18 protein-coding genes are annotated in these 22,911 nt (G+C 72.5%); 14 read left to right on the top strand and 4 right to left on the bottom strand.

Going from position 1 to position 22,911, the window contains the following annotated elements:
* The first annotated feature begins 212 nt into the window (after positions 1 to 212).
* Genes L0965_RS09570 through L0965_RS09550 form a run of 5 tightly spaced genes read left to right on the top strand, consistent with a single transcriptional unit; the run spans position 213 to position 5,954 of the window.
* The gene (locus tag L0965_RS09570; RefSeq protein ID WP_101306765.1) at positions 213 to 1,226 is read left to right on the top strand and encodes an ABC transporter substrate-binding protein; all 1,014 of its coding nucleotides are present in this window, start codon (positions 213 to 215) and stop codon (positions 1,224 to 1,226) included.
* Positions 1,226 to 1,999, top strand: a complete 774-nt coding sequence (locus tag L0965_RS09565; RefSeq protein ID WP_101306766.1) for an ABC transporter permease — start codon at positions 1,226 to 1,228, stop codon at positions 1,997 to 1,999. The genes L0965_RS09570 and L0965_RS09565 overlap by 1 nt, the downstream gene beginning before the upstream one ends.
* On the top strand, positions 1,999 to 2,838 hold the full coding sequence (locus L0965_RS09560; RefSeq protein ID WP_101306767.1) for an ABC transporter permease: 840 nt from the start codon (positions 1,999 to 2,001) through the stop codon (positions 2,836 to 2,838). The genes L0965_RS09565 and L0965_RS09560 overlap by 1 nt, the downstream gene beginning before the upstream one ends.
* The gene (locus L0965_RS09555; RefSeq protein WP_060960433.1) at positions 2,835 to 3,638 is read left to right on the top strand and encodes an ABC transporter ATP-binding protein; all 804 of its coding nucleotides are present in this window, start codon (positions 2,835 to 2,837) and stop codon (positions 3,636 to 3,638) included. Before L0965_RS09560 ends, L0965_RS09555 begins: the two co-directional genes overlap by 4 nt.
* Entirely contained in the window at positions 3,639 to 5,954 is a 2,316-nt protein-coding gene (locus tag L0965_RS09550; protein WP_101306768.1) for an arylsulfatase, read from the top strand. It abuts the gene before it with no gap.
* 26 nt (positions 5,955 to 5,980) lie between these two features.
* Here L0965_RS09550 and L0965_RS09545 read toward each other — a convergent pair whose 3' ends face one another.
* On the bottom strand, positions 5,981 to 7,474 hold the full coding sequence (locus tag L0965_RS09545; protein WP_101306769.1) for an APC family permease: 1,494 nt from the start codon (positions 7,472 to 7,474) through the stop codon (positions 5,981 to 5,983).
* A gap of 333 nt (positions 7,475 to 7,807) precedes the next feature.
* Between L0965_RS09545 and L0965_RS09540 the strand changes: the two genes are divergently transcribed.
* The 5 genes from L0965_RS09540 to L0965_RS09520 all read left to right on the top strand — a co-directional run bounded on the left by L0965_RS09540 (position 7,808) and on the right by L0965_RS09520 (position 13,143).
* Positions 7,808 to 8,806: a sugar ABC transporter substrate-binding protein gene (locus L0965_RS09540; RefSeq protein WP_101306770.1), complete on the top strand. Its 999-nt coding sequence runs from the start codon at positions 7,808 to 7,810 to the stop codon at positions 8,804 to 8,806.
* A gap of 82 nt (positions 8,807 to 8,888) precedes the next feature.
* Positions 8,889 to 10,349 carry an ATP-binding cassette domain-containing protein gene (locus L0965_RS09535; RefSeq protein WP_101306771.1) on the top strand — a complete coding sequence of 487 codons (1,461 nt, stop codon included), beginning with the start codon at positions 8,889 to 8,891 and terminating at the stop codon, positions 10,347 to 10,349.
* Positions 10,350 to 10,354: 5 nt separating this feature from the next.
* Positions 10,355 to 11,377, top strand: coding sequence for an ABC transporter permease (locus L0965_RS09530; protein WP_082734231.1), 1,023 nt, complete (start codon positions 10,355 to 10,357; stop codon positions 11,375 to 11,377).
* A 47-nt stretch (positions 11,378 to 11,424) separates the two neighbouring features.
* Entirely contained in the window at positions 11,425 to 12,018 is a 594-nt protein-coding gene (locus L0965_RS09525; protein ID WP_061782036.1) for a TetR/AcrR family transcriptional regulator, read from the top strand.
* Between the two features lie 132 nt (positions 12,019 to 12,150).
* A complete protein-coding gene (locus L0965_RS09520; RefSeq protein ID WP_232783926.1) occupies positions 12,151 to 13,143 on the top strand; it encodes a helix-turn-helix domain-containing protein in 993 nt (330 codons plus the stop codon).
* Between the two features lie 19 nt (positions 13,144 to 13,162).
* On the opposite strand, the gene L0965_RS09515 is transcribed toward L0965_RS09520, so the two are convergent.
* Together L0965_RS09515 and L0965_RS09510 are read right to left on the bottom strand one after the other, a co-directional pair.
* The gene (locus L0965_RS09515) at positions 13,163 to 13,972 is read right to left on the bottom strand and encodes an SDR family NAD(P)-dependent oxidoreductase (RefSeq protein ID WP_061782035.1); all 810 of its coding nucleotides are present in this window, start codon (positions 13,970 to 13,972) and stop codon (positions 13,163 to 13,165) included.
* A gap of 38 nt (positions 13,973 to 14,010) precedes the next feature.
* Complete coding sequence (locus L0965_RS09510; protein ID WP_232783927.1) at positions 14,011 to 14,733, bottom strand: SDR family NAD(P)-dependent oxidoreductase; 723 nt, start codon at positions 14,731 to 14,733, stop codon at positions 14,011 to 14,013.
* Between the two features lie 210 nt (positions 14,734 to 14,943).
* Between L0965_RS09510 and L0965_RS09505 the strand changes: the two genes are divergently transcribed.
* Entirely contained in the window at positions 14,944 to 15,783 is an 840-nt protein-coding gene (locus tag L0965_RS09505) for a molybdenum cofactor biosynthesis F family protein (protein ID WP_101306774.1), read from the top strand.
* Between the two features lies 1 nt (position 15,784).
* On the top strand, positions 15,785 to 17,428 hold the full coding sequence (locus tag L0965_RS09500; protein ID WP_101306775.1) for an amidohydrolase: 1,644 nt from the start codon (positions 15,785 to 15,787) through the stop codon (positions 17,426 to 17,428).
* 76 nt (positions 17,429 to 17,504) lie between these two features.
* Here L0965_RS09500 and L0965_RS09495 read toward each other — a convergent pair whose 3' ends face one another.
* Positions 17,505 to 18,947: an aldehyde dehydrogenase family protein gene (locus tag L0965_RS09495; protein ID WP_232783928.1), complete on the bottom strand. Its 1,443-nt coding sequence runs from the start codon at positions 18,945 to 18,947 to the stop codon at positions 17,505 to 17,507.
* Positions 18,948 to 19,210: 263 nt separating this feature from the next.
* Between L0965_RS09495 and L0965_RS09490 the strand changes: the two genes are divergently transcribed.
* Both L0965_RS09490 and L0965_RS09485 read left to right on the top strand, forming a co-directional pair.
* Complete coding sequence (locus tag L0965_RS09490) at positions 19,211 to 20,875, top strand: thiamine pyrophosphate-binding protein (protein WP_101306777.1); 1,665 nt, start codon at positions 19,211 to 19,213, stop codon at positions 20,873 to 20,875.
* Between the two features lie 246 nt (positions 20,876 to 21,121).
* Positions 21,122 to 22,885: a Na+/H+ antiporter gene (locus tag L0965_RS09485; protein WP_101306778.1), complete on the top strand. Its 1,764-nt coding sequence runs from the start codon at positions 21,122 to 21,124 to the stop codon at positions 22,883 to 22,885.
* Positions 22,886 to 22,911 lie beyond the last annotated feature (26 nt).

Below are 22,911 nucleotides of genomic sequence, written 5' to 3'. Positions count from 1 at the left end.
CCGCATCCTACGGCGCCCGCTTTTTCGTCTCCAATTGGTTACAAACCGTTACCCGAACGTAATACCACCCCGACAGAATCGGGACTAGCTTTTAGTCACCACATGGTGACGAAAGCAAGGAAGCCTCGTCCCCACCGCTGTCCGCCGTCACGACGCATCCTCGCGATGCCGACGCCCGACCCGCACCATCCGCACCCTCGAAGGAGATCCCCATGACCTTGCTCTCCCGCCGCGGCCGCACGCTCCTCGCCGCCACCACCGCCGCCGCGCTCGCGATCGCCCTGAGCGCCTGCGGCTCCTCCCCCGCCGACACCGGCGCGACCTCCGGAGGGGGCGCGTCCACCACGCTGAAGGTCGCCACGATCGGCCTGCTCGCCGACGGGGCCCTCCACCTCGGGGTCGAGAAGGGCTTCTTCGCCGAGGAGGGTCTGGAGATCGAGACCTCGGTCGTCGCGAATCCGCCGGCCGGTCTCGCCGCCGCGCAGGGCGGCCAGGTCGACCTCGCCTACGCCCCGAGCATCCCGGTGCTCAACGCCCTCAGCCAGGGCGTTCCGCTCAAGATCGTCGCCGCCGCGGACGGTTACCGCGACGGCGCCGCCGACGAAGCGGACGCCGCCAGCCTCGACGACAGCGGGCTCTACGCGAGCGCGCAGAGCGGCATCACGAGCCTCGACCAGCTGGCTGGCAAGACCATCGCCGTCCCGGCCCGCAAGGCGCAGCTGGAGGTCACGATCTCGGCGGCCCTCGAGGATGCGGGGGTCGATCCCGCGTCGATCAACTGGGTCGTGCTCGACTTCACCTCGGCCGCGGCGGCGCTCGCGGCGGGCAGTGTGGATGCCGCGGGACTCGTGACGCCGTTCACCGACCAGGCCGCGGCCGCGGGAGCGCACCTGGTGGCCTCCCCCGGCATCCAGTTCTTCCGCGAGGGCGCCGTCGGGCTGTGGACGGCGGGCGCGTCCACCGTGTCGGGCAAGGCCGACGCGATCGCGGCCTTCCAGCGCGCGATCGCCAAGGCGAACGCCTACGCGAACGAGCACCCCGAAGAAGCGGTCCAGGCCGGCATCGACGCCGTGAAGTCGTCCGTGTCCGTCGCCGACGCGACCGTGCCGTACTGGCCCACCGAGGTGCGCGAGGCCGACATCCAGCGCGTCGACGACACGCTCGTCACCCTCGGCTTCCTTCCCGCGCCGGTCTCGCTGTCGGGCGTCATCGTCCCCGCACCGTGATGAGCACCCTCGCCAAGCAGGCCGCCGTCGGCGCGGCAGGCGTGATCACCGCCGTCGGCGCGTGGCAGTACGCCGCCATCGGGCCGCTCGCCGGGTCGCCGCTGCCGCCCGCCACGGACGCGATCGCCGCGGCCGTGGGGCTGCTGGGGACGGCCGATCTCTGGTCGGCCGTCGCCAGCACCCTGGCGATGGCCCTCGGGGGGCTGGCCCTGGCCGCGGTCGTCGGCATCGCCGTCGGCATCGGCATCAGCACCTCGCCGCTCGCGCTGCACGCCACCCGCGTGCCGCTCGAGTTCCTCAAGCCGATCCCGCCGATCGTGATCCTGCCGGTGGTGGTGCTGGTGCTCGGCCCCACGGCGAGCATGGGGATCTTCCTCGTCTTCTTCGGCTGCGTCTTCGCGATCGCGATGCAGACCTCGGCGGGTGTGTTCGACACCGATCCCGTCGCCCTGGCGACGTCGCGCTCCTACGGCATGGGTCGCGGCGAGATCCTCCTGCGGGTCGTGCTGCCCAGCTCCCTGCCCTACGTGGGCACCGCGATGCGGGTCGCCGCGCCGACCGCGCTGATCGTCGCGGTGGTCGCCGGCCTCCTCGGCGGCGGTCCGGGGCTCGGCCAGAGCCTGCTGCTCGCGCAGCTCTCCGGCAGCCGGACGGCACTGTTCGCCTACGTGCTGATCCTCGGCGCACTGGGCCTCGTCGTCGCCGGGGTCAGCCAGTGGACCGAACGCCGGCTCCTGCACTGGCACCCGCAATACCGCGAGGGGGCGCGCTGATGGCGGCCTCGGTGCCCACGGGGCACATCAGCACGGCGCGCCTGCGACGCACCCGGGCCCGCCGCGTGCCGCGCGGCGTCCTGGTCGCGGTCGAAGCCGCCGTCCCGATCCTGCTCGTCGCGGCGTGGTGGGTGGCCTCGGCATCCTCCACGAACGCGTTCTTCCCGCCGCTGCAGACCATCCTCCGCCGCCTCGTGGAGATGTCCGCCGCGCCCCGGTTCTGGCTGGACGTCGGATCCTCCCTCGGCAACCTGTTCCTGTCGTTCGCGCTGGCCTCGGTGCTCGGCATCGTGCTCGGCACGGTGTTCGGGCTCGTCCGCCCGGTCTCCTGGTTCGTCGATCCGGTCCTGCACTTCTTCCGCGCGATCCCGCCCGTGGCGCTCGTGCCGATCTTCGTGTCACTGATCGGCTTCGGCAACGAGACCCGCATCGTGTCCATCACCCTGGCCGCCCTGTTCCCCACGCTGATCGCCACGATCGACGGCGTGCGCGCGGTGGACCCGGTGCTGAAGATGGTCGTGCGCGCCTACCGGATGCCGCTGCCCACGCGCGTCGCGCTGGTCACCCTGCCGGCGGCGAGCCCCCGCATCCTCTCCGGGATGCAGGTCAGCCTCGTCACCGCCTTCATCGTCATGATCGCCAGCGAGATGCTCGGCTCGTCGAGCGGGCTCGGCGCCGCGACGCTGCTGGCCCAGCAGTCGTTCGCCATCGCCGACATGTGGGCCGGCATCCTCCTGCTCGGCGTCATCGGATACGCCACCTCCGCGCTCTTCGGCCTCCTGCGCAGGGGCGTCCTGCGCTGGTACATCGCCGCTCAGCAGATGGGAAGAGAACTGTGAACACCCTCAACGCCGGCTCCCGCCGCGCCGACACCGCGCGTCTGTCCGTCCGGAGCCTCTCGAAGTCGTACCCGACCAAACGGGGCGAGGTCCTCGTCATCGACGATCTGAGCTTCGACGTCGGCGCGGGCGAGATCGCCTGCATCGTCGGCCCCTCGGGAGTCGGCAAGACGACGCTGCTGACGTGTCTGGCCGGCCTGCAGCATCCGAGCTCGGGCGCCGCCTTCGTCGACGGCGCCGAGATCGACGGCCCTCCGCGCGAGATGGCGCTCGTGTTCCAGGAGTACACCCGCTCGCTCATGCCCTGGCTGACGGTGACGCGCAACATCGCCATGCCGCTCGCGCACCTGGGCCTGTCGCGGGCCGAACGGGCCGCGCGCATCGCCGCGGCCGTGCGCGCGGTGGGCCTGTCGGGCGCCGAGGACAAGTACCCGTGGCAGCTCTCGGGCGGCATGCAGCAGCGCGTCGCCATCGCCCGCGCGGTCGCCTACCGTCCGGAGGTGCTCGTGATGGACGAGCCCTTCGCCTCGGTCGACGCCCAGACCCGGTTCGAGCTGGAGGATCTGTGCCTGCGGATCCGCGACGAGTTCGGGATGACGATCGTCGTCGTGACCCACGACATCGACGAGGCCGTCTACCTCTCCGACCGCGTCATCGTCCTGGGCAGCAAGCCCGCCACGGTCTCCCGGATCCTCGAGGTGCGCTTCCCCGAACCGCGGGACCAGATCTCCACCCGCGCCCAGCCGGCGTTCGCCGAGCTGCGCGGAGAGATCCTCGCGCTCATCCGCGGGGCGCGCTGAATGACCGCGCACGCCCGCGGGTACGAACGCTTCCGCGGCCGGGCCGCGGAGTTCACGTCGCAGTCGACCCCGTCGTGGAACGCTCCGGCGTCGGCGCGCGCCGGAGCGCCGAACGTGATCGTCATGCTCATCGACGACCTCGGCTTCAGCGATCTGGGACCGTTCGGCAGCGAGATCGACACCCCGCACATCGACCGACTGGCACGGGACGGCTGGGTGTTCACGAACTACCACACCGCCCCCATGTGCTCACCGTCGCGCGCCGCGCTGCTGACGGGGCTCAGCCCGCACCGGGCCGGCTTCGGCTACGTCGCCCACATCGATCCGGGCTATCCGGGGTTCGCGGGCGAGCTGCCGGCGGATGCCGCGACGCTCGCCGAGTCCCTCCGGGCGGGCGGCTACGCGACGTTCATGGTCGGCAAGTGGCACCTGACGGTGGAGTCGCGTCTGCACGACGGCGCGGACAAGTCGTCGTGGCCGCTCCAGCGCGGCTTCGACCGGTACTTCGGCAGCATGGACGGCTTCACGTCGCTGCACCACCCGCATCGCCTGGTGGCGGACAACTCGCCCGTCGACGTCCCCGCCTTCCCGGACGGCTACTTCCTCACCGACGACCTCACCGACCGCGCCCTCGGGATGATCGACGATCTGCGCGCCAACGACGCGACCAAGCCGTTCTTCCTCTACTTCGCCCACACGTCGGTGCACGGGCCGATCCAGGCCAAGGCGGTCGACATCCAGAAGTACCGCGGCCGCTACGAGGCCGGCTGGCAGCGCGTGCGCGAGGAGCGGTTCGCCCGCCAGCGCGCCGAGGGGATCGTCGGCGCCGACGCCGCACTGCCCGGCGACGACCTGCCGGATGCCGCGGGCATCCCCGCGTGGGAGGAGCTGACGGCCGAGGACAGGGCGCTGTTCGCGCGCCACATGGAGGTGTACGCGGCGGCGGTCGACGAGATCGATCAGAGCGTCGGACGGCTCGTGGCACGGCTGGAGGAGCTCGGCGAGCGCGAGGACACGATCATCATCGTCACGAGCGACAACGGCGGCACCGCGGAGGGCGGCCCGCACGGCACCCGCAGCTACTTCGCCCAGTTCGGCGCCGACCTCGCCCTGCCGCCCGACTGGGTGCGCGACGTGCCGCGAGATCCCGATCTGATCGGCGGCCCCCGTCTGTTCAGCCAGTACCCCGCGGGTTGGGCCCGGGTCTCGAACACGCCGTTTCGGGCGTTCAAGTCGTCGACGTACGAAGGTGGGGTCCACGCCCCGCTGATCCTGTCGTGGCCCCATGCCCCCGAGGGGGCGACCACCGGCATCCGTCGGCAGTTCGTGTTCGTGTCGGACCTGGCGCCCACCGTCCTGCAGCTGACCGGCACGCCCGCACTCGCGCACCGCCAGGGCGCGCCGACGGTCGAGATCGACGGATCGTCGTTCGCGGCGACGCTGTACGACGCCGATGCCGCCGGTCGGCAGCGCCAGTACTTCGAGTGCGTCGGTCGCCGCGCGCTGTACGACACCGGGCTCAAAGCGGTCGCGCCGACCGCACCGACGCGCGCCGAGGGCGCCGCGGGCGGCGTCTGGGAGCTGTACGACCTCGACCGCGATCCCACGGAGACGCGCGACATCGCCGGCGACCACCCGCACGTCGTCCGTCGCCTGGCGCAGCGCTGGCGCGACGAGGCCTGGCGCAACACCGTGTTCCCCCTCGACGACGACGGCACGCTCTACAGCGTGCGCCCCGCGTCGGAGGGCGCACTGTCCGAGCCCGTCGTCGTGCCCGCGTTCCGTCCGCCGCTGGAACGCTACCGGTCGGCGCGGCTGACGGTGCTGCGCTCGTTCCACGTCGAGATCGACGTCACCGTGACCGCCGCCTCGCGCGGCGTGCTCCTCGCGCACGGCGATCAGGGCGGCGGGTACACGATCTTCGTCGACGACGAGGGCCTGCACCTCGCCTACAACGCCTACGGCGCGATGCACCGGTGCCCGTCCGCGCCGCTGCGACCGGGACGCCGCCGCATCCGTCTGGACGTGACCGAACTGCCCGGACTGCGCTGCCGCCTCGCCGTGACCGTCGACGCGGAGCCGGCCGGGAGCATCGCCGAGGTGCCGCTGCTGTTCGGAATGGCGCCGTTCACGGGGATCAGCGTCGGCTACGACTACGGCAGCCCCGTCGACTGGGAGCGCTACGAGCGCTCCGGGCCCGGCCGCTGGGAGGGCGGCGGCCTGAGCGGCGCCCGCTACGTCCCGGGCCCGCGCTCGGCGCACGACACGACCGTGCTGCGCGCGATCGAGGCGGCGGTGGCCGTCATCGGGGATTGACGACGATGACGGCCACCGCCCGGCACTCAGAGCTCCGCGAGCTCCTCGAAGTTCTCGAGGTCCGCCGACAGCCCGGCGTACACCTCGGGCTTCTTCGCCTTGAGGTACGCGGCGTAGGCGACGCCGCCGACGAGCGCCAGCACGAGCAGCCACGGCATGAGCTGGACGTACAGGGCGTCCGAGCCGGCGACGAGGGTGAATTTCAGCAGCGCCATGATGCTGAAGGTGAACAGGGCGACGAAACCCAGGCCCGGCGCGATGAAGGTGCTCCACAGCCGCGGGTCGCGCTTGCGGCGGAAGTGGACGACGACCGCCAGCGCGGCGATGGCCTGCACGATCATGACCGCGAGGGTGCCGAAGCCGAGTCCGACCGGCACGAGCGTGAGCACCGGCGGCAGCGGGTTGCCGTCCGCGTCGGGCTGGACGACGACCGCGAAGACGGCGGCCACGAGGATCGCGAAGGCGAGGTTCACCAGCAGCGCGCGCTGGGGCGCCCCGTTGCGGTTGGTCTGCGCGAGCCAGGCGGGCAGCACCCGCGCCCGCCCCAGGGCGTAGAGGTAGCGCGCCGCCGAGTTGTGGAACGCGAGCTGCGCGGCGAAGAGGCTCACCACCAGCAGGACGAGCGTGATCGCGCCGACGACCGGACCCAGGTAGCGGTCGATGAGGACGAGGGTCATGTCGCCGGCGGCGAGGTGGTCGAGGGCGTCCGCCTGCGCCTGGGGGACGCCCACGGCGCTGACGATCGCCCAGCCGACGATCGCGTGCAGGACGCCGATGATCACGATCGCGGCGTAGGTGGCCCGCGGGATCGTCGTGCGCGGCTCGCGCGCCTCCTCACCGAACAGCGCCGTCGCCTCGAAGCCGATGAACGCCGTCGCGACGAGCAGCAGGCCGATCCAGATCGAGCCGCCGACGAGGATCTCGGGGCTGAAGGCCTGGGTGAAGGCGTCCAGGCTGAAACCGGTGTTGACCAGCACCGACACCGCGAAGGCGAGCAGGATCAGGGTCTCCAGGACGAGCGCGACCCCCAGCACGGCCGCGCTGACGTGGATGCCGGCGCGCGCCAGGAGGAAGACCACGACGAACAGCACGACGGCGCACAGGAACCAGTTCAGCTCGATGCCGAACAGCGCCGGCAGCACCACCGCTCCCGTGAAGAAGCCGATCGTGCCGAGCGCCCCCGCGACGAAGAAGTTGTAGCCGAGGGTCGCGATCATCCCCGTCACGAGCCCCGCCGTGCGGCCCAGACCCTTCACGGCGATGGCGTAGAAGCCGCCGGCGTTGACGAGGTCGCGGGTCATCTGGGCGTAGCCCACGGCGAACAGCAGCAGCGCGACCGCGACGATCAGGACGGCGACGGGGATGCCGCCGCCGTTGCCGAAGCCGATCGCGAGCGGCATCACGACGATCGCGACGGTGAGCGGGGCGACGGCGGCGAGCACGAGGAAGACGATCGCGGGCACGCCCAGCTGATTCGCCTTCAGCGTGCCGGTGCCGGTGCCGGTGTCGGATGCGGACATGCGGACTCCTGTCGAACGGGTGGACGTGGCCGCCGCGTCTCGGGGAACGCGGCCCGCCACGGGTTGCGAGCGAGTATGACGGACCCGCGCCCGCGCCGGGTTGCCGGGCGATGCGGGTGAGTTGACGACGCGCGCACGCCGTACGGCATCCGGCCGGCGCTCTTGCCTGGACGGGCACGTGCGTTGACTTCGGGCGCCCGATGCGTCGCCCCTCGTTGAGCCCGCCCCGTCGGCGGGCGAAAGTGGCCGCACGTTCCCGACGTCGCACGCCCGACCGGGCGGAACGGGCAGACCGATGCCCGATGCGACGCGACCTCCGAGAGGACAGCACTCATGATGAACACCGCGCTGATGAAGGGGCTCGGCCGCAGCGCCGCCCTCCTCGCGGCCACCGGCCTCGCCGTGACGATGGCCGGCTGCTCCGCCTCGTCCGACGCCGCGGGAGGCTCCACCGCCGGCGCTTCCCAGGGCGCCATCGCGTGGAGCTTCGCCTCGCAGGACGTGGCGATCTGGGCCTCGCAGCTGGAGCTGATGAAGCCGATGATCGAGGACGCCGGCTACGAGTTCCTGACCGACAACCCGTCCTTCGACGTGCAGACCCAGGTCGGCGACTGGCAGTCGTGGATCACGCGCGGCGACGTCAAGGCGATCGGCGGGTTCCCCGTGGACCCCGCGTCGATGGTGTCCGTCACGAGCGATGCGACGGCCGCCGGCATCCCCGTGGTCAGCTATGCGGTGACCTGGGACGGGGTGACGGCGACGACCGAGATCTCCAACTACGACGCGGGCTTCGCCGTCGGCAAGGCCGCGGGCGAGTGGATCGCGAAGGAGTACGGCTCGACGACCGTGTCGGTGGCCCTCCTCGCCGACACGCAGACGGGCCTCGGGATCGATCAGCTCAAGGGTCTCACCGAGGGCGTGCAGTCCACGAAGGCTTCCGTGAAGCTGTACCCCCTCGAGGCCACCACGCGCGACGTCGGCTACAGCGTCGCCCAGAGCCAGCTCACCGCCGACCCCGACACGAAGGTCTGGCTGGGCATCGGCGCCGACATGGTGCTCGGCGCCCGTCAGGCCCTGCTCGACTCCGGCGTCTCGGCGACGGATGCCGGGTACTACGTGTCGGCGACCGACGCGAACAAGGAGGTGCTCGGGCTCATCGAGAGCGGCACCGACATCTGGCGCACGTCGTTCGCGTGGAAGGCGCAGGACCTCGCCAAGGCGAACGTCGACCTGCTGCTCGCCGCCGCGAAGGGCGAGAAGCCGCAGAACATCGAGGTCGGCGTGACGCAGGTGACGGCCGACAACGTGGCCGACTTCGCCGCGAACGGCTGAGCGCGGGACGCCGGGACGGGGATCCGCTCCGTCCCGGCGTCCTCTTCCCCCTCCCCCGTCGTATCCCCCTCCGAGGAGACCCATGTCCCGCATCGCCTTCCGCGGCGTCACCGTCGACTTCGGTGCCACCCGCGCCCTCGACGACATCACGGTCGCGATGGATGCCGGCGAGATCGTGGGCCTGCTCGGCCACAACGGCGCCGGCAAGTCGACCGTCATCAACGTCGCGGCCGGCGTCGTGAAGCCGACGGCCGGCCACTACGAGCTGGACGACGAGGTGGTGGCCGCCCCCACGCCCGCCGCCGTCGCGGCCCGCGGCGTCACCGTGGTCAGCCAGGACCCCGCGCTCGTGGGCACCCTCTCGGTGCTCGACAACCTCTTCCTCGGGCAGAGCCACGTCGCCCGCGGGGACCGGCGCGAGCTCGCCCGTGCGGCGCTCGGCCGCGTCGGCCTGGCCGACCTCGACACGGCGACGCTCGTCGGCGTGCTGCCCGTGGGTCAGCGCCAGCTCGTCGACCTCGCCCGCGGCCTGGTGCGCGGCGACATGAAGGTGCTGTTCCTCGACGAGCCGACGGCCGCGCTCGGAGCCGCCGAGACCGCGACGCTGCACGCGCTCATCCGTCGCTTCGCGGCGGAGGGGACCACCGTCGTGTACGTCTCGCATCGCCTGCCCGACATCCTCGACGTGTGCACCCGGGTCGTGGTGTTCAATGCCGGGCGGCTCGTGCGCGACGAGCCCGCGGCGACCCTCGGGATCCGCGATCTGGCCGTCGCGCTCGCCCCCGACTTCCACGACCTGGAGGATTACACGCCCGCCGCGCGCGGGGCGGAGGTGCTGCGGGTCGCCGGGGCCATGGAGCTGTCGTTCCACGAGGGCGAGATCGTCGGGCTGTTCGGCATGGCCGCGGGCGGGCAGTTCGCCGTCCTCGAGAGCGTCTTCGGCTGGCGGCACGAGGCGGTGGCGGGAGAGCTGTCGTACACGCTCGACGGCAGGCGTTTCGCGCCCCGGCATCCGGCGGCGGCCATCGCCGCGGGCGTGTTCATGTCCCCCGCCGACCGCGAGTCGGACGGCCTGGTGAAGAACCTCACGGCGCGCGAGAACACCCTGCTGCCGTGGCTGCGCGGCCTGTCGCGCTTCGGCTGGATCGGCGCGCGCACCGGTGAGGCACCGTATCGGGCGGCACGCGAGTCGCTGAAGATGATCGGACCCGGCGGCGGCGCAGCGATCGGCGCGTTCTCCGGCGGCAACAAGCAGAAGCACCTGCTCGCGCGGTGGATGTTCCCCCGGACGCCGCGCGTGCTCCTACTCAACCAACCCACCCAGGGCGTCGACATCGGCGCGAAGAACGACATCGTGCGCGCGCTGCGCGCACTCGCGGCGAGCGGCGTGACCGTCGTGGTCGCGTCATCCGAGTCCGACGAGATCGCCCGCATGTGCGACCGCGCCTACACCATCTATTCCGACCGCGCCGCGGAGATCGCCCACGGCCCACACATGGAGGAGGAGCTGCTGCGCTCGTTGCTCGAGCTCGCCGCAGCGTGACGACTATGCCCCGCATCACCGCCGAGAGAATCCGTCTCCTGCTCGTGCAGAACGGGGTGCTCATCGCCCTCGTCCTGCTGATCGCGCTGTTCGCGATCCTCAATCCGCGCTTCATCTCCGTCGGCAACCTGCAGACCATCGTGCTCCAGATCGCCGAACTCGGCCTGATCGCCCTGCCGGTGGCCTTCCTCATCATGCAGGCGAACGTCGACCTCTCGGTCGGCTCCGTGGCGACCCTGTCGGCCGTCGTGGGCGGGCTGACCATGGTGGGCACCGGCAGCCCGGTGGCCGGCATCGTCGTCGGGGTGGCGGTCGGCGCGTGCGCCGGGCTCGTCAACGGCACCCTGGTCTCCGTGCTCGGGCTGAACTCCTTCGTCGTGACCCTCGGGTTCATGAGCGCGTGGAGCGGGCTCGCACTGTTCCTCACCAACGGCAAGACGGTGAGCGGCCTGCCGTCCTCGTTCACGTCCCTCGGCTCGTTCGCCCCGTTCGGGGTGCGGATCCAGATCATCCTGCTGGTGGCCGCGATCGTGGTGGCCTGGTGGGTGCTCAACCACACGACACGCGGCCGCGAGATCCTGGCCGTCGGCGGCAACCTGCGCGCGTCGCAGCTGATGGGTCTGAGGATCAACCGCATCCGCGTCAGCACCTACGTCGTGACGGGTGCCGTCGCCGGGTTCGTCGGGCTGCTGCTCGCCGCGAAGCTCGGCGCCGTCAGCCCGATCGTCGGACAGGGGATGGAGCTGGACGCACTGACGGTGGTCCTGCTCGGCGGCGTCGCGTTCGAGGGAGGATCCGGGCGCATCCGCAGTGTCCTCTACGGCCTCGCCTTCGTCGGCGTGCTCAAGAACGGGCTCGTCATCCTCGGCATCTCCCCGTACATCCAGACGATCCTCGTCGGCCTGACGCTCGTGATCGCGGTCGGCCTCGACCGGGGGATCCAGCAGGCGGTCGCGCGCTCGATCGCGTCGAGCGCGCGACGCCGCCAGCGCCGCTACCAGCAGGAGCTCAGCCAGACGAGCGCCTAGAGTGGGCACAACGCCGCCCGCCACCGCCCAGATCCGAAGGGGACACCGTGCCTCGACTCGTCGACCACGAGGCGATGCGCACCGAGATCATCCGCGCGACCTGGCGCCTCATCGCCGAGCGCGGGATCGCCGCCATGACGATGCGCGAGCTCGCGCGTGAGCTCGGGTTCGCCAACGGCAGCATCACGCACTACTTCCCCAACAAGTCGGCGATCCTCACGGCGGCGTTCGAGCTCGTGTACGAGGCCACCAACACGCGCTACCTCGCCGCGATCGCGCAGACCCACGCGACCGGCGTCGCGGCGCTGCGGCAGTTTCTCGTGCAGACCCTGCCGGTCGACGAGGAGCGACTGCTCGAGGCGCGGATCGTCATCCCCTTCCTCGAGCACGCCGCCGCCGACGACGAGATGGCGGAGCTGTTCCGGGCGATGATGACGCAGTGGCGCGCGCACTTCGACGCGCTCCTCGCCGAGGCCGCGGCGTCCGGCGAGCTGCGGCCGGGACTCGATCCCCGCGCCGCCGGCGATGCCCTGCTGGCCCTGCTCACCGGCGTCCAGGGCACCGGGATCCTCCTGCCCGACTCGCGCGAGCCGGCGCGCATGGAGGCCATGCTCGACACCGCCCTGCAGATGCTCCGCTGACGCCCCGTCCGGCACGGCGGGGGCGCGGCGGCGACACGGCGGCGCGCGTCACACCGATTTTTCACGGCGCATTGTCACAGCACGGTAACAATCCCGACATTATGGTCCTCCAAGCGTCGGATAAAAAGGATCATGGCAATCACCCGACAGCACCACCGCAACGAGGCGAGGTCATCCATGTCAGCGAGCCCGGCGGCGCCCAGCGCCACACTCCATCGTTTCGACAGCATCGATCGGTTCCGCACCGCCGTGAACGACTCCTTCGTGCCGCTGCGGGTCGAATCGGCCCGCCCCGGCCTGCGCGCCTACATCCGCGGCTGCGCGTCCGACGGCATCCACCTCACCGAGGTGGGCGCCACCGCCCACCGCGTCGAGCGCACCGACGATCTCATCGCCCGCTCGCCGCGCGCCGCCTTCAAGGTGAGCCTCATGCTCTCGGGCACCGGCATCCTCGTGCAGGACGGCCGCCACGCCGTGCTCCGCGAGGGCGACTTCGCCATCTATGACACCAGCCGCCCCTACACGCTGAGCTTCGACGACGACTTCCGCAACCTCGTCCTCATGTTCGGGCACGACGCCGTGAGCCTGCCGCCCGAGGTCATGCGTCAGATCACCGCGACCCGCATCGCGGGAGACGGCGGCATCGGCTCGGTCGTCGCTCCGTTCCTCGCCCGCCTCGGCGGCCGCATGAGCGAGTTCGCCGGGGCGACGGGTGTGCGTCTGGCCCGCTGCGGCGTCGACCTGATCACGACGGCCGTCGTGCGCGAGCTCGGTCTGGACACCACGGCATCCGACCCGCACCGCGCCCTCCTGAACCGCATCCACCTCTACATCGACGAGAACCTCGACTCCCCCGAGCTGTCTCCGGGGACCATCGCCGCGGCGCACTACATCTCCGTGCGACACCTGCACACGCTGTTCCAGGAGTCGGGCACGACGGTGTCCGCCGTCGTGCGACAGCGCCGCCTCGAACGCTGCCGGCGCGACCTGCTCGACCCGATGCTCGCGGAGCGGCCCGTCGCGGCCGTCGGCGCGCGGTGGGGGTTCCCCGACGCGGCCCACTTCAGCCGCGCGTTCAAAGCGGCCTTCGACGTCTCCCCGAACGCCTACCGCCGCACCAACTGAGCCCGCCGCCCCGGGGCCGTCACATGCCCGCGTGATCGAACGCGATCGTCGGCACATCCACGATGTGGGCGCCGCCGTCGGCGACGAGCACGGCGCCCGTGAGGAACGACGACTCGGCCGAACCGAGGAACCGCACGACCGCGGCGATCTCCGCGGGCTCCGCCGCCCGTCCCAGTGGGACGTCGCGCGTCACGACGCCGTACGCCTCCTCCCGCGAGGCGAGACCGGCGTGTGCGGCGAACTCGTCCATCTCGGCATCCGCCATCGGCGTGCGCACCCACCCGGGGCACACCGCGTTGACCCGCACACCGCGGCGCCCGTAGTCGCGCGCCATCGACCGCGTGAGACCGATCAGCGCGTGCTTGCCGACCGTGTAGCCCGCCACCGACGGACCCGCGAACAGCCCCGCGATCGAGGAGACGACCACGATCTGCCCGCGACTGTCGAGGAGCGCGGGAAGGGCGGCGCGCGCCATGACGAACGCCGTGTCGAGGTTCGCCCGCAGCGCGTCGTGCCACGCGACGTCTCCGGTGTCGAGGACCGTGGAGAAGCCGTGGCCCCCGGCGTTGGCCACGAGCACGTCGATCCGCCCGAACCGGGCCAGGGTCTCGGCGACCGCCGCTGCCGCCGCGTCCGCGTCGGCGGCGTCCGCGACGACCGCGACGGCTCCCGTGGCGGCGGCGACCGCGGCGAGCGGCTCGGGGCGACGGCCGACGACCACGACGTGCGCGCCGTCGTCGGCGTAGCGGCGTGCGATCGCGGCGCCGATGCCGGTGCCGCCGCCGGTGATGACGACGACCGGGGTGGGGGGCTGCTCGTGCTCGGTCATGACGGTGTCCTTTCGGGCGAGCCGGACGCGCCGGCGACTCAGGCGGGGAAGGCCGATCGGGCGCTGAACCCGAAGTCGGAGACGATGCCGGTGCCGGCGATGGCCCGCGCCGCCGGCGAGAGGAGGTAGACGATCGTCCCCGCGAGCTCGTCGGCGCTCTGCACGGGATACGCGACATCGGAGAAACCGGTCGCGAGGTCGAGATCGCCCCGACTCATCGGGGTGTCCACGATCGACGGGCAGACGGCGGCGACGCGGATGCCGTCCGGCTGCAGTTCCACCGCGGCGGCGCGCGCGAGCTGCAGCGCGGCCGCTTTCGAGGCGCCGTAGGGGACCATGCCGCCCGTGGCGACGAAGGCCGAGTCGCTCGCGACGATCACGACCGCCGCCTGCGCGGAGGCTGCGAGCCACGGCAGGGCGCTGCGCAGCGTGAGGAAGGTGCCCGTGACGTTGACCGCCATGACCGCGTCCCAGTCGGCGAGGGAGGTGCGCCCCAGCGGCGTGCCGACGGGGCCGGAGATCCCCGCGGCGCACACGAGCAGATCGATGCCGCCGAGCCGCGCCGCGGCGGTGTCGACGGCCGCCGCGACCGCAGCCTCGTCGCGGACGTCGGCGACGACCGACAGGCGACCGGGCACGGCGACGCGATCGATCACGGCGACGACCGCGCCCTCGGCCTCGAGGGTGCGGACCACGGCCGCACCGATCCCACCGGCCCCGCCGGAGACGACGGCGCGAAGCCCTCCGATGTGCAGATCCACGACGCCCTCCCCCGGCGATCCGTTGCCGCCACTGGCATCCTGCCGGAGCGCGCGGCGGGCGAGCGGGGCTCTGCACGCAGGACACACCGCCGCGCACTCGCCGTCAACCATCCCGCCCGCGCACGCCGCACAATCGCAGAGACGGCGCGCGACGCCCCGTCGGGCCGGGCCGACCCCTGCCCGCCGCGACCACCGAGAGGACCTCGCCCGATGAGCGAAACGATCAACCTGTCCGACACGTCGACCTGGCTCCCCCTGGACGGCCTCGCCCCCGGGTTCGACGCGGGCAAGGCCGAGCCGACCTCCGACCTCGCGGGCCGCACGTTCACGATCGTGGACGAGCGCGGCACCCGCATCCGCCACACCTTCGGCGAGGGCACCGTGTCGTGGGACTACCGGCCCGGGGACGGCGACGAGACGGCGCCGTCGGCGCAGACCGACGCGTGCGAGGTGATCCGCGTCGACGAGGACCTCTACTACGCGCAGTTCCACCACACCCACCTCCCCGAGGAGGCGGTCTCGCTCTTCCTCGACATCCGCTCGGGTCGGGCCCTGTCGGTCATCTCCCTGCTGGGGACGGCGGCGACCGGCACGACGGCCGTGCGCCACCTGTTCGCCCCGGGCTCGATCGTCGAAGTGGACACCGTCGGCGACGCCCCCGCCCCGACCAGCGAGCTGATCGGCCGCCGCGTCCTCTGGGTGTACTCCAGCGTGCACGCGTACGAGCACGTCTACCTGTCGCCGCACTGGTACACCTGGCAGTGCCTCGCCGGCCCCGAGCAGGGCCTCGCCGACACCGACGAGAACACCGTGTGGCGGCTGCGTCCCGGCATCTACGTCTTCACGTGGCGCGAGAAGGTCATCCCCTGCGGGTCGGTCACCGTCGCCGACCACCGCGATGCGAAGGCGCTGCGCGCCCACGGCGTGCTCTTCGGCACCGACGAGTCGGGCGCGGGGCAGACCCACTTCACGTTCGGCGCCCACGGACGCCTGCTGTCCAACACCGTCCACCCCGCCGAGTACGACCCTTCGCGTCCGCTGGAGCGCTGAGGTGAGCGCCGAACTCATCCTCACCGGAGCGACCGTCCGCACCGCCGACGCCGAGCGCCCCCGCGCCGAGGCCGTGGCCGTCGCGGGCGGCCGCATCCTGGCGGTCGGATCGGCCGCCGAGATCGCGGCCCATCGCGGTCCCGACACGCTCGTGCGGGACCTCGCGGGGGCGGCGCTCTACCCCGGATTCATCGACGTGCACAACCACCACGCGGTCGCCGGCATCACCGACCTGTTCGAGCTGTCGTTCGGCTCCGCGCTCGGCCTCGACGAGATCCTGGCACTCGTCCGCGAGCGCGCCCGCACCCTGCCCGCCGGGGCGTGGATCACGGGCGGCTCGTGGGCCAGCACGCTCATGGACGAGCTGTCGTCGTCGGCCACGCGCACGCGTCTCGACGAAGCGTCGGACGGGCATCCCGTCATGCTCTCCGACGACAGCCGGCACAACCGCTGGGCCAACACCCGCGCCCTGGAGCTGGCGGGCATCGACGCCGGGCACCTGCCCGACGGCGGCGTGACGGTGCTCGACCCCGGCGACGGGCATCCCACCGGGGTGCTCCTGGAGGCGGCGGGCATCCCCGTCGCGCAGGCCCACGCGCGCGACGGGGCGCTCACCGCGGCGCAGCACCGGAGCGCGTCGCGCCGTGGGATCGAGCTGCTCGCGAGCTACGGCATCACGGCCTTCCAGGACGCGGCCGTCTCGCTGGAGATCCTCGAGGCGCTGCGCTCCCTGGACGAGGCGGGCGAGCTGGATGCCTGGGTGGTGTCGAGCCTGACGATCAACGACGACATCTTCGGGTTCGATCCCGTGGGACGGGCGCTGATCGACGCCGGCGAGCGCTTCCGCACGCGGCACCATCGCCCCGACTTCGTGAAGATCTTCCTCGACGGCGTGCCGCCCGCGCGCACCGCCTGCTTCCTCCATCCGTACCTGCCCGACACCGAGCACGGCGACGGCTTCACCGGCACCACGACGATGACCGGCGACGAGCTGTACGGATGGCTGCGACTGGTCGCCGACCGCGGCCTCGGCGCGAAGGTCCACTGCACCGGCGACGGCTCGGCGCGGCTGTTCCTCGACACCGTCGCGCGGCTGCGGGCCGAGGGTTTCACCGACACCCGATTCCAGATCGCGCACGGCCAGTACCTCGCCGACGACGACATCGGCCGGATGGCGTCGCTGCGGGTCGTCGCCGACATCTCCCCGTTCATCTGGTTCCCCGGGGTCATCCCGCAGGCGCTCGCGGCGGTGCTCGGCGAGGATCGCGCCGCGCAGCTGCAGCCCAACCGCGCCCTGCTGGATGCCGGGGCGCTGGTCGCCGGCGGCTCCGATTGGCCCGTCAGCGAGTCGCCGAACCCGCTCGAGGGCATGCAGGGCCTCGTCACCCGCGCCGACCCGCTGCGCCGCGCGCCCGGCGTCCTCTGGCCGGAGCAGGCGATCACCCCCGACGAGGCGCTCGAGGCCTTCACGATCAGCGCCGCGCGGGCGATGGGGATCGACCACGAGACCGGCAGCCTCACGCCCGGCAAGTCGGCGGACTTCGTCATCCTCGACCGCGACGCCGTCGGCGGCGACCCCGACGCCATGATCGACGCCCGGGTCGTGGAGACCTGGTTCGCCGGTCGGCGCGTCTTCGCGGCCTGAGCGACGTCGGCTCCCGGGGCGCACACGACGAGAAGGGGCGGATGCCGCGGCATCCGCCCCTTCTCTTCGTGCGCGGTCAGGAGCTGCGGCCGGGGGTGCTCACGACCTGCGGCACGGCGACCGACTTCAGACCCTCGACGCCGAACTCGAGGCCGTAGCCGGAGGCCTTCACGCCGCCGAACGGGACCATCGGGTGCAGCCCGCCGTGCGAGTTGACCCAGACGGTGCCCGACTGCATGCGCGTCGCGTAGGAGGCGGCCTCGGCCGGGTCGCTCGACCACACCGACGCGCCCAGTCCCACCTCGGCCGCGTTGGCGCGGGCGAAGGCGTCGTCGATGTCGCTGTAACGGATGACGGGGAGCACGGGACCGAACTGCTCCTCGTCGACGAGCGCGATGCCGTCGGTCACATCGGCGACGATCGTCGGGCGGTAGAACAGCTCGCCGAGCTCGGGGGCCGCCTCGCCGCCGGTGACGACCCGGCCGCCGTGGGCGCGGGCGTCGTCGACGAGCTGGGCGACCAGGTCGAATTGGGCCTTGTTCTGCACCGGGCCGAGGACGTTGCGCTCGTCGAGGCCGGGGCCCATGGGTGTGCGCGCCGCGATCTCGGCGAGCGCGTCGACGACCTCGTCGTAGACGGAGTCGTGCACGTACAACCGCTTCATCGCGGCGCACGTCTGCCCCGTGTTGATGAACGCGCCCCAGAAGAGGTCGTCGGCGATCGCGCTGACGTCGGTGTCCGGCAGCACGATGCCGGCGTCGTTGCCGCCGAGCTCGAGCGTCAGGCGCGCGAAGTTGCCCGCCGAGCTCTCGATGATCTGGCGCCCGACCTCCGTCGAGCCGGTGAACATCACCTTCGCGACGTCGGGGTGGGCGGCCAGGCGCCCGCCCACCGCGCCGGGGCCCGACACGGCGATGAGCACGTCGGCGGGGAGCACCTCGTTCATCACCGAGACCAGCGCGAGCACGCTGAGCGGCGTGTTGCTGCTGGGCTTGATGACGACCGTGTTGCCCATCCGCAGCGACGGGCCGATCTGCCAGATCGAGATCATCATCGGCCAGTTCCAGGGGCTGATCGCACCGACGACACCGGCCGCCTTGTAGACCAGCTCGGCGTGCAGGTTCGCGTCGTCGACGAGCACCTGGGGCTCCAGGACGGTGGCCGCGTTCGTGCGCAGCCAGGCGGAGCACGCCCCCACCTCGAACCGCGCGTTCGGACCGTTGAGCGGCTTGCCCTGCTCGCGCGAGAGGAGCCGCGCGAGCGCTTCCGCGTTGGCGTCGATCGCGTCGGCGGCGGCGTTCAGCAGGGCGGAGCGCTCCGCGTGGCCGAGGGCGTCCCACGCGGGCTGGGCGGCCTTGGCCCGTGCGACCGCCGCGTCGAGCTCCTCCTCCGACTGGACGGGGGCGCGCCCGATGACCTCACGGGTGGCGGCGTCGAGGATCTCGCGCCCCTCCCCTTCGGGGGCCTGGACGCGCGCGAGCAGCGCGGCCTCGTCGAGCATTGTCGGTGAGTCGGACATCGATGTCTCCTTCGTGGATCCGAGCGCGGCGGTGCGGCGCGATGACTCTCATTGTCGGCGGCGGCGCCCCGCGCGGATTGTCGCCGGGTGCGCGGGGGTTGCCCGTGCGAGAGGGGATCGGCGACGCGGTCCCGGGCCGTACTCCCCGGCATCCCCGCCCCTATAATCGACACGTCCGGACGCGACGCGGCATCCGGTGCTCGAAAAAGGGGCACGCGAGACACATACGGCATCCATTCACCGTCCCGTCTCCCGGAGGACCCATGCCCACCGTGTCCGCGCACGTCGCCCAGACCCTCGCCGCCCACATCGACCACGTCTTCGGGGTGATGGGAAACGGCAACGCCCACGTCCTCGACGCGCTGGAGCGCTCCACCGACGTGCACTACACGGCGGTCCGCCACGAGGCGGGCGGCGTCGTCGCCGCCGACGCCTATCACCGCGCGAGCGGGCGGCTCGCCGCCGCGACCGCCACCTACGGCGCCGGCTTCACCAACACGCTCACGGCTCTCGCGGAGTCCGTGCAGGCGCACGTGCCGCTCGTGCTGGTCGTCGGCGACGAGCCCACCTCCGGGCCGCGGCCCTGGGGCGTCGACCAGATCGCGCTCGCGCCGGCCGTCGGCGCCCGCACGTACACGGTGGGTCGCACGGATGCCGCGGCCACCACCGTCATCGCGATCGAGCACGCCTTGACCTATCGGGTGCCGACCGTGCTCGCGATCCCCTACGACGTCGCGAAGCTCGACGCGGGACCGGTGCCCGCGGCGCCCCAGCCGGTGCTCCCCGCCCCTCTCGCGCCCTCCCCGTTCGCCCGCGCCGCCATCGCCGACCTGGGCCGGGCGCTGGCCGCCGCCGAGCGTCCCGTCCTCCTCGCCGGCCGCGGCGCATGGATCGCGGGTGCGGGCGCGGCCCTGGGCCGCCTCGCGGACGCGACCGGCGCCGTCACGGCGACCACGGCCCTCGGGCGAGGCATCTTCCCGCGCGGCGAGTTCGACCTGGGCATCACGGGCGGCTTCGGCGCCGAAGGAGCGATGGAGCTCCTCTCCACCGCGGACGTCGCCGTCGTCTTCGGCGCGGGACTCAACCAGTTCACGATGCGCTTCGGCGCGCTGTTCGCGCCCGGCACGCGCGTCGTCCAGGTCGACATCGCCCCCGCGGCGACGCATCCGCACGTCGGCGGGTACATCCGCGCCGACGCGCGGCTGGTCGCCGAGGCGCTGTGCGCGGAGCTCGACGCCCTCGGCCGGACGCCGAGCGGCTGGCGCGAGAGCATCGATCTCGCGGCCCTGCGCGGGCGCGAGGACGGCGACCGCCTCGCTCCCGACGGACGCCTCGACCCGCGCGCCGTCGCCGCGCGCATCGGCGAGCTGCTGGAGAGCGCGCCGTCGACGCGCGACCGGGTCGTCGTCACCGACGGCGGCCACTTCCTCGGGTGGCCCAACATGTACTGGCCCGTGGCATCCCCCGACCGGATGATGATGGTCGGCACGGCGTACCAGTCGATCGGGCTCGGCTTCCCCTCGGTGCCGGGCGCCGCGATGGCGAAGCCGGATGCCACCGTCGTGCTGTGCACGGGAGACGGCGGCGGGCTGATGGCGCTCGCCGACCTCGAATCCGCCGTGCGCGTCGCCGCGGGCCGCGGGCTGGCCGTCGTGTGGAACGACGCCGCCTACGGCGCCGAGGTCAACCTCTACGGCCTGCAGGGGCTGGCGCGCGGACCGATGCTCATCCCCGAGGTGGACTTCGCCGGCCTCGCTGCTGCGGTCGGAGCACGCGGCGTCGTCGTGCGCACGCTCGACGATCTGGACGTGCTCGGGGAATGGGCCGCGGCCCCGGCATCCGACCGGCCCTTCCTGCTGCTGGACTGCCGCATCTCCGGCGCGGTCATCGCCCCCTACCAGCAGGAGATCATCCGCGTGAACTCCTGACCCCGCCGCTGGGCTCCCATTCTGTCGGCGCGTGCCGTACTCCGTCTGCGCACGCACCAGCCGCGACCGCGAGCGCGGAATCCCGCGGCCGACCCGAGCCGAGCCCGGCGTCGAGACTGAAGACGGAAGGGACGGGGCGAGGACGCGGGCGGGAATGCCGGGGCCTGTCGGAACGCTGTGTCTGTGGCGCACACTGGGGTTCGACGGGAAAGCCGTCGGCGAACGCGCGCGCGGAAACGGGGTGCCATGGAAGGCCTGGAAGTCACGGTCCTGCTGGGGCTCGCGGTGCTGGCGGGGACGATCCTCGCGCCGCGGCTGCGCGTGGCGACACCGCTGGTGCTGCTCGTCATCGGGCTGCTGCTCGGCTTCGTCCCGGCGCTGCGGCAGATCGAGCTGCCGCCCGAGACCGTCCTGCTGCTGTTCCTTCCGGTCATGCTGTTCTGGGAGAGCCTGACGACATCGCTGCGCGGCGTGCGCCGGTCGCTGCGGTACATCATCCCGATGAGCACGCTGCTGGTGGTCGCCTCGGCGTTCGCCGTCGCCTGGGTCGCGACGATGTTCGGCCTGCCCTGGCCCGCCGCGATGATCCTCGGCGCGGCGGTGGCCCCGCCCGACGCGACCGCCGTCGCGGCCCTCGGACGCCTGCTGCCGCAGCGCACGTTCATGAAGCTCAAGGCCGAGAGCCTGACCAACGACGGCACGGCCCTCGTGCTCTACGCGATCGCGATCTCGGTCGCCCTCGGCGACACCGTCACCGGCTGGTCGATCACCGCGACGGTGCTGATGTCGTATCTGGGCGGCGCGGCGGCGGGCATCGCGGTGGCGGCGCTGGCCTACGTGTCGCTGCGGCGGATGCGCAACGCCCTGTCGATCAACGTCACCCTGCTGCTGGTCCCGTTCACGGCCTTCCTGCTCGCCGAGCTCGTCAACGCCTCGGGGGTGCTCGCCGTCGTCTTCGCGGGCCTCATCATCGCCTGGGCCTCCCCGCGCATCACGACGGCGGCCTCGCGCCGCACGGCGACGGCGGCGTGGCCGTTCGGGGTGTATCTGCTCAACGGGGCGCTCTTCGTGCTGATCGGGCTCGAGGTGCAGCTCGTCCTCCACGAGATCTCCCCCGGCGAGCTGTGGGGGCTCGTCCTGCTCACGATCGCCGCGTGGGCGGCGCTGCTGGTGGTCCGCTACGTCTTCCAGCTGCTGGTCTCCCCGTTCTCGCGACCGCGCACGCCCGGTCTGTCCGCCCGGACCGGCCCGGGCTCGCTCAACCGCGCCCGCATCGTCAGCACCGTCGCGGGCTTCCGCGGCGCCGTCTCGCTCGCGATCGCGCTGTCCGTCCCCCTCACGACGTCGGCCGGCGACCCCCTCACCGGGCGGGATGCCGTCGTGTTCGTGACCGCCGGGGTGATCGTGCTGAGCCTGCTCGTGCAGGGTCCGCTGCTGCCCGCGGTCGTGCGGTGGGCGCAGCTGCCGAGCGACGAGTGGGCGGCCGACGAGCTGGAGCTCGCTCAGCGCACGATCACGGGCGCCGCCATCGCGGCCCTCGACGACATCGCCGCCGAGCACGGCATCAGCGACGAGGTCCGCGAACGCGCGCGCCGCGACGGCTACGACATGCTCGAGCTGGCCAACGCCCGTGCCTTCGCCCGGGCGCAGGCCGCCTCGGATGCCGATCAGATCGCCCAGCTCGAGGGTATGGTCGCCGCCCCGTCGGCTCCCGACACGGGCGCGCAGGCGGTCGTGGATGCCGCGGCATCCCCCGCCGAGGCGGCCTCGGAGAGCGTGACGGCCCTGACGATGCTGGCCGCATCGACGGGGATCGATCTCACGCAGCGCTCGCCGCTGACCCGGTTCGAGGAGATGACCCGGCTCAAGCTCGCGCTGCTCGACCGCAAGCGGGAGGTGCTGCTGCGCCTGCGTCGCGAGGGCACGGTGGACGACCTGCTCGCCCGGCGGCTCGAGGCCCACCTCGATGCGGAGGAGCTGCGCCTGAGCGGTTTCGACGACCTCGACTGACGGACCGGGAGAGCGCCCCGGCCGTT

Origin of the sequence: Microbacterium sp. NFH-22A-Y (assembly GCF_021401375.1) — a bacterium.
GTDB lineage: Bacteria > Actinomycetota > Actinomycetes > Actinomycetales > Microbacteriaceae > Microbacterium > Microbacterium hominis.
This window is presented reverse-complemented; position numbering and strand designations above follow the sequence as displayed.